Raw genomic sequence first — 13,364 nt, forward strand, 5'->3', positions numbered from 1 at the left:
TATGATTTCACTATCCGTAATCGTTGCGATCATTAGCATCAACGTGGTCTATGTGTCGATCTTTACCTTGAGATTAATCCTGATGATCAAAGGCAAGAAAGGACTCGCGTCCGTCCTGGCCATGCTTGAGGTGTTCGTTTACTTGATGGGGCTGACCCTCGTGCTGCAAAATGTGAACAATCCTTACAACATGGCGGCTTATTGTCTCGGCTTTGGAATGGGCGTGTACCTCGGCAGCTGGATTGAGGAATATTTGGCGCTTGGATATCTTGTTGTTCAAGTCATTGTCGACTACTTGCAACTGCAGCTAGCCGATGACTTGAGAAAAAGAGGCTACGGCGTAACCTCTTGGCCCGCCGACGGCAAAGACGGCAAGCGGCTGGTGCTTCAGGTGCTCGTGAAGAGGAAAAATGAGAAACGTCTGATGGAAACTTTGAAAACTTTATCACCGCAGGCGTTCGTGATCTCCCATGAGCCCAAAAATTTCAAGGGCGGTTTCTGGATCAAGCTCACCGATGGAATGAGACGCGGTTAAACGATCGATAAATATGAGCCAATCCCTCACGGGAGAGGCTCATATTTTGCTTTCCGAGTAGTTTCACACCCTTTGCCCATAATAAAACAGCCGAAGGATCAGTCCAGGTTGGCATATACAACGCAAACGCTGAGGGAGTTCGTGATGGATCCAAATTCGTCTACAAAATCGATCATGCTGGACGGCGCGCGGCTCCAGCTTTCCGGCGTTCAATTCGATTCACGCAAAATCAAAAAAGGAGATTTGTTCGTGGCCGTTCCCGGTATGGAGGCGGACGGCCATGATTATATACGAGAAGCGATCAAAGCGGGTGCTGCGTGCGTAGCAGGAGAGAGGAATCTGACGGATCTGCCGGTGCCTTATTACCGTGTGCCTAACGCCCGTGCGGCATTAGCGCAAATAGCCGGCCAGTTATACGACCATCCTTCCACACGCCACACCATGATCGGGATTACCGGTACGAACGGGAAAACGACGACGGCACATATACTGCAGCATATTGCCGAGCAGGCAGGGTTGACATGTTCATTAATCGGCACGGTATCTAACCGAATCAACGGCATCGAGATGCCATCATCGCAGACGACTCCGGATGCGCTGCAGCTGCAGCAGTGGTTGAATGAGAGCCGTGACCAGGCGGTAATCATGGAAGTTTCATCACACGGAATCGACCAGGACAGAGTCGGTTCGATCGATTATGACTATGCATTGTTCACAAACCTTACTCATGATCATCTGGATTATCACAAGACGATGGACCGGTATTTTCAGACGAAGGCCCGATTATTCGATCAGATCAAGCAGCCCGGCGAAGCGATAATCAGCAGCAGATGCCAATGGGGGAATCGGCTGATTGAGAAGCTGCAAGGCCAGAACAGGAATGTGAGAACTTTCGGACAAACGGACAGAGATCACCTGCAAATTCTCCGTGTACTTCAAGAGGCCGATCTGCAATTTGAGGTGCAGGATGGAGATACCCGATATGAAATAAAAATGCCGCTTCCCGGCATGTATAACGCTTGGAATGCTGCAGCGGCCTGGCTCACAGCGCGGCGAATGGGTATCGAGCCGGCCGTAATACAAGAGGCGCTTCGCGGATTCCCCGGCGTTCCCGGCCGATTTGAAGTTTATCCGCATCCGCGTGGCGCGAAATTCGTTGTGGATTATGCTCATACACCGGATGGATTTCAGCAGTTTCTGCGAACGCTGCATCTGCATAAACCCAAGCGGATCATACACATTTTCGGTTTTCGAGGCAGAGGAGACCCCTCTAAACGCCGGCTAATGCTGGAAATATCGGCTGCCTGGTCCGATCTCATCATTTTAACATTAGACAATTTACAGGGAGTCCCAGCTGAGAGCATGACAGCGGAGCTTCAGGAACTGGCCAAACAGCTCGGCAGGCACCTTGCTGTGGTAATCGAAGATCGGACCAAAGCCATCCAATATGCATGGAACAGGGTAAGCCAAGGTGACTATGTCGCCATTACGGGAAAAGGCAGAGAGCCTTACGAGAAGCCCTTTGCGCTGCCGTGCCGCACCGACCAGCACACCATCGAATACCTGTCTTTTTAACATTGCTCCATAATGTTTAATTCCTACTATAGAGAGGGGAGTCGAACATGCAGAAAGCCGCCATCATTCTAAATCCAGCTGCAGGCAATGCGCAGTTGCCGGAGAATATCGATCGTATTGCACATAAATTGAGAGATCAGTACGACGATGTCACGATCTATGAGACAAAGGAAGCCGGGGACGGTGCAGGATTCGTTAAAAAGATCGCTTCTGAAGTCCAGCTTATTGTCGGCGCAGGAGGAGACGGCACGATCCATGAACTGATTAACGCGCTCGCTCCATTGGAGAATCGGCCGTTATTCGCTGTTGTGCCGGGCGGAACGTGCAATGATTTCTCAAGAGCGATCGGAATGGCTCAGGATCCCTTAGCGGCAGCAGAACAAATTATGAGTCATCGAATCAGACAAGTGGATATCGGCAAATACGGAGACAAGTATTTCCTGAATTTTTGGGGTATCGGTCTAATCGCACAAGTTTCCACAAATATAGATTCGAATTTAAAGGACAAGCTTGGTAAACTCTCCTATTACCTTTCTGCAGCGCAGACCATACCGGGATTCGAACCCTTCTTATTAAAGGTTGAAAGTGAGAGATTTGAATATAACGGGAAAGCATGTTTATTAATCGTCAGTAATGGGGCCTACACGGGCGGGGTAAAAACCTTTTTCCCCAAGACCGACTTACAGGACGGTTTATTCGATGTGCTCATCATTAAGGAAACGTCTATTGAGCTGGCCTGGCAGGCCATACAGTCGAAAATGACGAGCGACATTCCGGAAAGCGACAATATCAGCTACTTCAGAGCAGATAAGCTTACCGTTCTAGCAACACCGGACCAGCGGATAGATTGTGACGGTGAAATTAGCGGGCGAACGCCTGTTTACCTTGAAAATATGAGGCAGCATCTCTCTGTGATTCTCGGTGATTTCCAAGATGACTGAAATCGAGCTTCATTATGGGAATGATATCCATCTTTGGATGAGGATGCTTCTTCGTTATGTTAAAATTATATCAAACAAGTGCGGCGGGGGAGGTGACCGGTTTGGCCGGTAAATCGATATTGGTCGTAGATGATGAGGAGAAAATATCCCGACTGCTGGAGATCGAGTTGGAGATGGAGGGATACCGGGTCGCGAGGGCGGGCAACGGCAGCGATGCTCTGGAAATGTACCGCACCGGAGGCTGGGACCTCGTTCTTCTGGACATCATGCTTCCGGGAATGAGCGGCATCGAGCTGTTAAGGCGCATTCGTGCGCAGGATGCCGACACCCCCGTCATCCTGCTTACGGCCAAAGGCTCTGTTGAGGATAAAGTGTCCGGCCTCGACCTAGGAGCCAACGACTATATGACCAAACCTTTTATTATTGAAGAGCTGCTTGCCCGAATACGCGCTACGTTAAGACTGCGAACATCAAATTATTCCGACGCGATTCCCGAGCAATGGCTGACTGCTGCGGACTTGAAAGTAAATGGGGGAACCAGGGAGGTCTTCAGAGGAAGCGACGAGATCGTATTGACTCCGAGGGAATTCGATCTGCTGGTATATTTGCTGAAGAACAAACGAAGAGTGCTTAACCGGGAGCAAATCATGGAGGCCGTATGGGGATATGATTATTACGGCGAGACGAATGTGGTGGACGTGTATATCCGCTATATCCGCAAGAAAATAGACTACGGCCGGGAATTTGAACTTATTCATACGATCCGCGGCGTGGGCTATGTGTTAAAGGACAGCAAATGAGATTAAGCAATAAAATCCATCTTTACTCCTCGGTATTGTTCGCGGCCTTGCTTATCGTTCTTAATCTTTTCGTATACATACTTTTCTACCGCGTATCTTTAAACAGCCAGATCGAACGAATTGAAGCGGAGGCCTCTACAATCGCTGAAGGGATGGGCAAATCCGTTCATCAAATTCCTGCGGAGGATTTGCTCAGGGCCTATGTGCCGTTGGAAGGCATGCTTCGCGTTGTTACTCCAACAGGCACCGGTCTTTCTCCGGTTACTTCATCTTCCGAATCATCCCTCACTGAGCGTGAAGTCCGCTTTTTTGCGGACAAGAACGTTGAGGTGATCAAGCACCTAAACCACCGTTACGTACTGGTGTCCCTTCCCGTAATTTGGCTGGATGGAGAGGTCGTCAATATTCAAGTGACACAGAGCCTCCGGGAGACGGAAGAGAACTTGCGGGTGCTGCGAAACGTCCTGATTGCCGTAACAGGCATGGCTCTCATCCCTGTCATCATTTCAAGCCGGGTTCTCAGCAGATTGATCACTCAGCCGATTACTTCGATGACCAACACGATGCGGGAAATTCGGCAAAGCGGACGCTTCAAACGGCTCGAGCTTAGCCGGTCCTCCAACGACGAACTGGTGGAGATGGGCCGCACATTTAACGATATGATCGATCTTCTTGAGACGAACTTCGATAAGCAGGAACAATTCGTCTCGAACGCCTCCCATGAGCTGAAAACGCCTCTTACCGTTATAGAAAGCTACGCCAGCCTGTTAAAGAGAAAAGGACTCGAGCGTCCTGAGCTTTTTGCCGAATCCATTGACGCCATTCATTCGGAAGCGATCCGGATGAGAGAAATGACGGAGCAGCTGCTTCTGCTTGCAAGGAACAAGTCACAGAGGAATGTGAAGTTTACTTCGGTCGATCTCGCCGCATTAGCGCAGGATTCCGCCAAAGCGTTCTACAACGCTTATCGCCGCGACGTTCATGTAGAAGCCGAACATAGCGCACAAGGTTATACGGACGAACATTTGTTAAAGCAGCTTCTGTTCATTTTTCTCGACAATGCGCGAAAATACAGTGAAGAACCGATCACAGTGCACGTCGGGGCAGAGGACGGTTCAGGCTGGATTCGTATAATCGACCGGGGTATCGGTATTCCGAATGAGGACCTGCCGAAAGTGTTCGACCGTTTCTACCGGGTCGATGAAGCCCGCAGCAGGCAAAGAGGCGGGTCGGGCCTGGGCTTGTCGCTTGCCAAGGAGATCGCGGAGGCGATTGGCGCACGGATTGAACTGGACAGCCTGGAAAACGTGGGTACGACAGCAGTCATTATTTTGCGTAAACCACCGGCGTAACAAGCTTTCTCTCATCAAATTCTCATTTTAACCTTGTATAATGATCGCATATCGAGCGTGGCGGGGTGAAGAGAATGACCAAACGTTGGCGATGGATAACGGGCATCGTTGTGCCGGCAGCCGCAATTATCATCATCGGGTTAGCATGGAAACCATGGATTACCAATGCCGATGCGCTTACGAGAGAAGCGGCGGAGGATGCGGTTCTTCAACTGTATCCGGGTGAAGTGGCGGGCACTAAGCTTAGCAAGGGCATTTACTCGATGCTGCTTAAAACGGAAAAAGGGCTGTATGATATGAAGGTGGACGCACGCAGCGGAGAGATCGTGTCATTAAAGCGATTGGACGCGTTTGCGGGAATAGAACAAGCGGAGCCTGTCGAAGCGAACCCGTCAACTCCAACTGCACAAATTCCGGCTTCAGAACCATCCCCAGATAACGCGCCGACTCAGCAAAAACCAAACATAGACCTGCCGCCGGAGCCGACGCCAGGGGACCCGCCGCCGAAGCGCCTGGCTCAAAGCAGCAGCCGAAGCCGGATGACCCGAAGCAGCAGGCTGCGAAGGACGACTCTCCTAAGGAATCGGCCCCAACGTTGTTGACCGCCGCAGACGCATCCTTGCTTGCCGCCAAACAGGTGAAAGGTACGGTTAAGGATGTTGATTTAAGACAAACAAAAGCGGGAGCTTACTATCTGGTAGAAATTCGCGGCGGCAAGGAGAAAAAAGCGGTCGTGCAGATTAACGCCATCACCGGCGCGATTATGTCCGTAACATGGGACGACCATGATCGCGGCGACGGCCAACCGGGCAAACGCGGCGGATCGGACGACTCCGGCAAGCATAGCGGTGATGACGATAATGAGTGACCTACTCCATTTTCTCATCAACTTCTAATGTAGCTCTTCATCGGCTCTCATCTAAGCGGTTTACATTCAATATGTAACCAATAAGAGCTGAAGGAGGCATCATTTCATGAACCGGAAAATAGGGATCGCCGCATTGTCTGCCGCTATTATGGTGGGAGGAATCGCCGGAACGGGAGCTGCATTGGCAAACAATTACGAAGTAAGCAAGACATCCATTGTGGCCACGGATTACAGACAAAAATTGACGATCAAGAGAGCGAAAGAATTGGCTTTGTCCAACGTTGCCGGCACCGTTCAGAATGTTCAGCTTTACATGGAGCAGGGAGTAACGTATTACAAAGTCACGATCACCGTAAAGGTCACCTGGAGCTATAACGTACTTATCGATGCTTACAGCGGGAACAGATTGTTCGTAACGACGGATAGCAGCGGCTATCGTTATTTTTACCATGTATCGTCCGGCAAATGGATGCTCGTAGGTAAAAAAGCGTTTGTCAAAGCCAAATTATCGTCCAAACAAGCCGCTGCCATCGCCGTAGCCAAGGTAGGCGGCAAGGTCGTCAAAATCGAACGCGATGATTATCAGGATAAGCTCGCATATGTAATCGAATTGAAAACCAAACAAGGTGAAGTGAAGGTCTATGTTCTCGCGTCGACCGGAAAAGTTCTTTCCGTAGTGTGGGATCGCGATTATGATGATGACCGCCATAAGAATGAGTACCGCTTCAATGACAATGACCACCACAAAAATAGCGGCCGCGGTCATGACGACGATCACAATGATGGCCACAAGGGACGTCATTAACCTTTAAAAGAATTCCATACGAATGGTAAGAGGATGCCGAGAGGCACCCTCTTTTTTTTTTATATGCCGACTTGGGATCGACTCCATAGCCTGCCAAAAATTGTTATCAACTATAAATCCGATTGGATAAGTTGTATTATTAAGAGAGAAGGAAAGGAGGAATCGATATTTATGAGCAACACCAAGGTAAATATACTGAATGATAACGTGTCTGCCGCTATTCGGAAGCCAACTGTCAATCTACGCATCATCTTGTTGACATCGATGCTGTTCGCGTTTGGATTCTTGTTCCTTGGCAGCACCGTTTCCTATAAGCAAGCATCGTTATATTTGATCGCCGGTGTTTTAGGACTGGCGCTTTATCATGCGCACTACGGCTTTACGAGTTCGTTCCGCAGCTTTCTCGTATCCGGACGAGGGGTCGGCATCCGGGCTCAAATGATTTTATTTCTGATTGCAAATGTTTTATTCCTTCCGCTCTTGTCAGGAGCAGGCGGCCATGAAGCTGCCGGCTTTGTATCTCCCGTCGGATTATCCGTGTTAATGGGTTCTTTTATTTTTGGTATAGGAATGCAAATGGGGGACGGCTGCGCTTCAGGCACACTGTACCACATCGGCGGCGGAGACTCCCGAGGCATATTGACGCTAGTAGGCTTCATTGCGGGTTCTGTTATCGGTAGCGCTCATTTTACATGGTGGATGGGCACTCCTAATATCGGTCCCGTTTCGTTTATCGAACATTTGGGACCTCTACCAGGCTTCTCCGTCAATCTTGCAATTCTTACGCTCGTGTTCTGTGCAGTATATTATATTGAGAAACGCCGAAACGGTGATGTTGAATCACTTCGCCCGAGCTGGCAGTTTGGATGGAAGAGCCTGCTGAAGGGTCCCTGGCCATTGATACTGGGGAGTATTGTCCTTGCAGTGGGAAATGCAGTCGTACTCTATATTTCAGGCAAGCCGTGGGGCGTGACATCCGCTTTCGCCTTGTGGGGAGCCAAACTTTCTCAGGCAGCTGGAATTCCCGTTACGGAATGGGCATATTGGCAGACCGATGCCAATGCCGCGGCATTAAACATCAGTATTCTGAAAGACGTAACATCGGTAATGGATATCGGACTTATACTGGGTGCATTGATGGCGCTCGGATTAAGCGGCAAACCGAATCGTTTTCTTCGGCACACTTCCTTGCGAATGATTACGGGTTTATTGGCAGGCGGTGTGCTGATGGGTTACGGCGCGCGAATTGCCTTTGGCTGCAATATCGGTGCTTATTTCGGAGGAATTGCTTCCTTCAGCCTTCATGGTTGGGAATGGATGATCGGAGCCATGATCGGCAGCATGATCGGCATCAAACTTCGTCCTCTATGTGACCTGCCTGTAACAAAGTAAAACGATGGACAAAAAAAAGAGCCGCACTTACTCCGGCTCCAAGAAGATTAAAGGTTATGAAGAAAAGCTGCAACAGTGCTGCAACCCTCTCTGTACTTCATGATACATGATTATGATATACGAATCATTAGGCTGTTATTGGAAGCGAAATGGTAATCCTTAGCGCCGACTTTGGTGCCGATTTGACAACTCATTCATTTTGTCGGAAAATGTCGAGCAGAGTTCTACATGAGCTTGTCCGGGTTAACTTCCGACCGTTTAGGGAATTCTTATTCACAGCATAATGCTGCTTCGCAAGCGGAAATGAGTGGCGCACCATGAGGGGAATGACAGAGCGTTGGGCGAATATGACACTCAGGCAAAAGTTGATTCTGGCTTTTGCCTGTTTCATTGTCGTCCCGTTTTTTATCATAGGCGGCACACTCTCCTGGTTGTACGTAAAGTCCAATCAAAGCATGCTTCTCGATGCGGCCATAGCCAATAACAGGCAAATCGTCAAAAACATCGACACCTCGCTTAATCCGTTATTGCAGTTATCGATGCTGCCGGTACAGAATCACACCTTGTTTCAGATCATGCAAAAAGACTATGAATCAGTTTCGTATCCGTTTTATGAGAAGCAGCAAGATTTCGATACGGTTGGAAGCATTATCCGAAACAGTATAATGCCTTATTCGGAACTGATCAGCTCGGCTATCATTTATCAATCCACCAATCAGTTGATTATAGGCAGAAGCAATGACGATTACATGAATCATCGTTATCTCGAGAACGGTTTCTATAATGAGACTTACGTCCGGGAGATCATACGGAATAACGGGATTTATGTGCCGGTCGGCATTCATGATGAAAAGCTGATGTCCTTCAAGCCTGCTCCTGTCGTGTCGATGGGACGTGCGGTGATCGATCCGTTCACCAAAGAAACACTCGGCTTCATCCTGTTCAATATCGGCGTAGAGAGATTACAAATGCTGTGGAGCGACATCCATTTTACAGACAATACACGGTTTTATCTGTTCGACCAAAATTCAAATGTGATATACAGCACCAACGGAACGGAAATCGGCAAGCCGGCAGCAGACGTCCTGGGCAGCAGCGTGCAGCTCGTCGACGGTCATAGTGAGCAGCTTCAGGAGGACGAGGATCATTATTTTATTTCCTCCGACTCGAGCTTAACGGGATGGAAAACCGTTACCGTCATGCCTAAAAATGAACTGTTCGGATTTGTGAATACCATTGTACGAACGATTGCCATATCCTTGTTCATCCTGCTGGGCTTATCCATCGTCACATCGATTTATATCGCGACCAGCATCACCAAGCCGCTGCTTCAGCTCGAACGCCGAATGAAGCTTGTTTCACAAGGAAATCTGGACGTATCGTTCGAAGCCGGACATGGTGAAATCGGCAGAATCAGCGTGACCATCGATCGGATGCTGCAGGAAATCAGAAGCCTGATCCGGACGATCTACCACGAGGAGCAGGAGAAAAGGCAGATGGAGATACTGGCCTTACAATCTCAAATCCGTCCTCATTTTATGTACAACACACTTAATGCGATCAAGTGGATGGCGAAGATGCAAGGAGCCGCAGGCATAGAGGAGGCGCTGACGGCATTCTCGTCAGTGATCCGGTTTACGGCTAGAACGCAAACCGATTATGTGACGGTACGGGAAGAAATTGAATTTATCAAAAGCTACACCAAGATATTAGACATCCGTTATTTCAATAAGTTCGATGTGACCTATGATATCGATCCCGGCGTGTGGGAATACCAAATATTGAAATTCATGCTGCAGCCTTTAGTCGAAAACGCCATTTTCCATGGCTTTGACGAAATCCCCTATAAAGGAAAGCTCGAAATCCGGATTCGCCAAGAGGCGGGTCATCTGGTCATGACCGTCGCCGATAACGGTAGAGGGATGTCCGCAGAGCAAAGCGAGGCGCTGACACAAAACGAAGCAGGCGAACACTTAAACTCCATCGGTCTGAATAACATCCGCAGACGCATTGAATTATTTTTCGGACCAGGGTACGGGCTTACGATTCAAAGTGAAGAGAACGCCGGAACAACAGCGGTGATCGTCGTTCCCATCATAGATCAACCGAATGCAGGTGAGACAAAGTGAGAATTTTAGTGGCGGACGATGAACCGCTCGTTCGAATCGGAATCAAGTCTTCATATGGATGGAAGGATGCCGGCATGGAAATCGTCGGCGAGGCTGCCGATGGCGAGGAAACGTTAAGACTCATTGCCGAGCTAAAGCCCGACGTGGTCATCTTGGACATCAAGATGCCGAAAAGACCGGCATTCAAGTGCTTTCCGAAATGCGTGAACAACACATGAATGCCAAAGTGATCATCCTCAGCAGCTTCGATGACTTTGCTCTCGTCAAGAAAGCAATGAAGCTGGGAGCGTCGGACTATTTTCATAAACCGAGTATGAACGTGCAGGAGATTGTAGCTGTTCTGCAGCAGCTGAAGCTCGAAATCGGGAGCCGCGGCGACAGCGGAACAGAGCCTTCTATGCAAGGAGCAAGCAAAGATTCGGCACTTCGGGATATGATCAAAGGTAATCTTGAGCATGCCGGCGCAACGGACTTGAAAGAAAGCAACCTGTATGCCGTACTTTTCTCCATTAAGAAATTCGAGCAAATGCTGAAACGATATACGATGGAAAACGCCGCATTCCTGCCGGCCACGATCGTCAACATAGTCGGCGAACTGCTATCCAAAGAGAAAGAAACCGAACTGACGCAGCTGGAAGAGAATCTATTCGCAGTATTCTTATCGCATAGCGATTCCAATAGCTCACAGGCTTCCTATTCACACGTTAACGATATTGTGTACTTGATCCACAGCTCGTTAAAAAGATTTCTGAATGTTGAGCCGGTGTTCGGCATCAGCGACGCTTTTCATTCGTTCCGCGATCTCGGTCAAGCGGTCGGCCAGGCGGAACAAGCGCTGGAACTCAAGTTTTATCATCCTAACGACCCTTTGTTTTATTACCGCATCCGCAATCTCGATGACGAGCAGCTGCAGGAGCGCGTTAACGGATATATCCTGGCATTGAAGAACAGCTTGAAAGAGGAGAAGTACGAGGAGTTTGCCACCACTTTGGCGGAATGGGAAGAGTTTGTTCAGAATGAAGAATGCATGACGGAGAAGGATGTCAAAAAGGTGTATGAAGGCTTGCTGTTCATGATTGCCGAGGGCGAGGAGTATGGCGCGGACCGGAATCAGGCACAGCAGCTGGATGATTTCCTGGAATGCTCGGCGTTTTATCATGCCGCCTTTAACGAAAAACTGAAAGCCCGCATTACAGGTAAAAATAAAGAGTACAGCCCTCTAATCCGCAATGTGGTTCAATTCATCGATCAACATTACAACGAGGACATTTCGTTAAAGCTGCTCGGGGAGATGCTGCATTCGAGCCCGAACTATATCAGCAGACTTTTCAAACAGGAAGTGGGCAGAGGACTGTTCGACTATCTCAATGTCGTGCGCATCCGCAAGGCGAAGGAGCTGCTCAAGGACTATACGTACAAAATTTATGAAATCGCGGAAATGGTCGGCTTCAACAGCCAAGTCCATTTTGCCATCGTGTTCAACAAGTATGAAGGAATGTCTCCGACAGACTTCCGCAAGGAGCTAGGATAATTTCATTAAAGAAAAGTGCGTTTCATTAAAAACATCCTTCCTCTATGCGTACGGCTAAAGCAAAACTAGTGCATCCCATTAAATTAATCATCATATGATTAATTTTTTTTTGCCTAGTGAAACTTTATCATGAAGGAGCACCAAGAAATTCGACCAAGAAGGGGATGCAACATGAAGAACACAATGAAAACAGCTGCTTCGCTGCTTCTCATCGTATGTTTGGTTTTCGCGCTCGCTGCATGCGGAAGCAAAAACAACGCGAATGATGAAGGACAAGCCGATGGCGGAAAAGGCAAAAAAACAACGGTTACTATGGGATTCTGGGGTACAGCGCAAGACCTTAAGATTTACCAGGAGGCCGCTAACACCATTTCCAAGACATACCCGAACATCACGCTCAAAATCAAGCAATACCCAAGCAGCGACCAGTTCTGGAATACGCTGCCCGGTGAAATTGCAGCCGGCGTGGCACCTGATTTCATCAAGATTTCCAACGAAGGCTCTTATGAATACATCAGCAAAGGCATGTTCGCTCCGCTGGACGACTTGATCGGACCGGCAGGCGTAGACATGAACCGTTTCCAATCATCTGCGAACGATATTTGGAAAATCGACGGCAAGCAATACGGTATTCCGAACAGCGTAAGCCCGGCTATGTTCTTCATCAACGAAGACATGTGGAAAAAAGCGGGTCTTGGCGCTTACCCAACTACTTGGGATGAAGTTCAAGCTGCCGCTAAGACACTTACAACGAAAGACGTAAAAGGTATTGTCATCAACATCGATCCTTACCATATCACCAACTATGTGAAAAGCTACGGCGGTGGATGGGATAACGGCAAGACGATCAACTCACCTGAAAACGTTAAAGGTCTGCAAAAGATCTTCGACATGTATAAAGACGGTTCAGCCGTTACACCTAAATCTCTCGGATACGGCTGGGACGGAGAAGTATTCGCCAACGGCAAAGCAGCAATGACAACCGGCGGTTACTGGTATAAAGGCTTCCTGAAAGACGCCGCTCCGAACATGAAATATGTTGTTCTTCCTGTACCGAAAGGAACTACAGAAAACAGTGACATGATCGCAGACGGTTACGTGGTTCTCAAAGACGCGAAAGACAAGCAAGCAGCTGTTCAAGCGGCTTATCACATGACCAACGAAACGACTCAAACCGAATTCATGAAAATCGGTAACGGCTCTCCATTGGTCAGCTTGTCGCCGAAGTATTTCGAATTGAATCCGGAATTCAAAGCGGTTGAACCTGCGCTCAAAACGGCAACGGACTTCGCTTATCCGGCGGAATCGAAGAAATTTAAAGACCAACTGGTAAATGAGCTGGAAAGCACATTGCTGGGCGGCGGGAACAAGACTCCTCAAGAAATCTTGGACAGCGTTCAACAGCAATTCAAGTAATGGCTGCGTTCCCGTTTCCT

The 13,364-nt window shown here is 48.7% G+C and carries 13 protein-coding genes; all 13 read left to right on the plus strand.

The genetic code is table 11. From position 1 onward, the window contains the following. The first annotated feature begins 1 nt into the window (after position 1). The 13 genes from SD71_RS21310 (at position 2) to SD71_RS21365 (ending at position 13,344) form a co-directional block, all read left to right on the plus strand. Positions 2-535: a DUF2179 domain-containing protein gene (locus tag SD71_RS21310; RefSeq protein WP_041067863.1), complete on the plus strand. Its 534-nt coding sequence runs from the start codon at positions 2-4 to the stop codon at positions 533-535. Positions 536-679: 144 nt separating this feature from the next. Beyond that, on the plus strand, positions 680-2,110 hold the full coding sequence (locus SD71_RS21315) for a UDP-N-acetylmuramoyl-L-alanyl-D-glutamate--2,6-diaminopimelate ligase (protein ID WP_041068083.1): 1,431 nt from the start codon (positions 680-682) through the stop codon (positions 2,108-2,110). A gap of 47 nt (positions 2,111-2,157) precedes the next feature. Then, positions 2,158-3,051, plus strand: a complete 894-nt coding sequence (locus tag SD71_RS21320; protein WP_041067865.1) for a diacylglycerol/lipid kinase family protein — start codon at positions 2,158-2,160, stop codon at positions 3,049-3,051. Positions 3,052-3,107: 56 nt separating this feature from the next. Continuing rightward, entirely contained in the window at positions 3,108-3,851 is a 744-nt protein-coding gene (locus SD71_RS21325; RefSeq protein ID WP_052476504.1) for a response regulator transcription factor, read from the plus strand. After that, positions 3,848-5,203 carry a sensor histidine kinase gene (locus SD71_RS21330; protein ID WP_041067868.1) on the plus strand — a complete coding sequence of 452 codons (1,356 nt, stop codon included), beginning with the start codon at positions 3,848-3,850 and terminating at the stop codon, positions 5,201-5,203. The genes SD71_RS21325 and SD71_RS21330 overlap by 4 nt, the downstream gene beginning before the upstream one ends. A gap of 74 nt (positions 5,204-5,277) precedes the next feature. Next, on the plus strand, positions 5,278-5,805 hold the full coding sequence (locus SD71_RS21335) for a PepSY domain-containing protein (protein ID WP_041067871.1): 528 nt from the start codon (positions 5,278-5,280) through the stop codon (positions 5,803-5,805). Continuing rightward, positions 5,799-6,071 carry a PepSY domain-containing protein gene (locus tag SD71_RS21340; RefSeq protein ID WP_052476505.1) on the plus strand — a complete coding sequence of 91 codons (273 nt, stop codon included), beginning with the start codon at positions 5,799-5,801 and terminating at the stop codon, positions 6,069-6,071. The genes SD71_RS21335 and SD71_RS21340 overlap by 7 nt, the downstream gene beginning before the upstream one ends. A 106-nt stretch (positions 6,072-6,177) precedes the next feature. Next, positions 6,178-6,876, plus strand: a complete 699-nt coding sequence (locus tag SD71_RS21345) for a PepSY domain-containing protein (RefSeq protein WP_041067874.1) — start codon at positions 6,178-6,180, stop codon at positions 6,874-6,876. Positions 6,877-7,047: 171 nt separating this feature from the next. Then, positions 7,048-8,268: a YeeE/YedE family protein gene (locus SD71_RS21350; RefSeq protein ID WP_052476506.1), complete on the plus strand. Its 1,221-nt coding sequence runs from the start codon at positions 7,048-7,050 to the stop codon at positions 8,266-8,268. 317 nt (positions 8,269-8,585) lie between these two features. Next, complete coding sequence (locus SD71_RS21355; RefSeq protein ID WP_041067877.1) at positions 8,586-10,397, plus strand: sensor histidine kinase; 1,812 nt, start codon at positions 8,586-8,588, stop codon at positions 10,395-10,397. Next, positions 10,394-10,615, plus strand: coding sequence for a response regulator (locus tag SD71_RS25285; protein WP_268747775.1), 222 nt, complete (start codon positions 10,394-10,396; stop codon positions 10,613-10,615). The genes SD71_RS21355 and SD71_RS25285 overlap by 4 nt, the downstream gene beginning before the upstream one ends. After that, positions 10,597-11,928 carry a response regulator transcription factor gene (locus SD71_RS25715; protein ID WP_268747776.1) on the plus strand — a complete coding sequence of 444 codons (1,332 nt, stop codon included), beginning with the start codon at positions 10,597-10,599 and terminating at the stop codon, positions 11,926-11,928. The genes SD71_RS25285 and SD71_RS25715 overlap by 19 nt, the downstream gene beginning before the upstream one ends. 171 nt (positions 11,929-12,099) lie before the next feature. Then, positions 12,100-13,344 carry an ABC transporter substrate-binding protein gene (locus SD71_RS21365; protein WP_041067880.1) on the plus strand — a complete coding sequence of 415 codons (1,245 nt, stop codon included), beginning with the start codon at positions 12,100-12,102 and terminating at the stop codon, positions 13,342-13,344. Positions 13,345-13,364 lie beyond the last annotated feature (20 nt).

This window comes from Cohnella kolymensis (assembly GCF_000829465.1).
GTDB classification, from domain to species: Bacteria; Bacillota; Bacilli; order Paenibacillales; family Paenibacillaceae; genus Cohnella; species Cohnella kolymensis.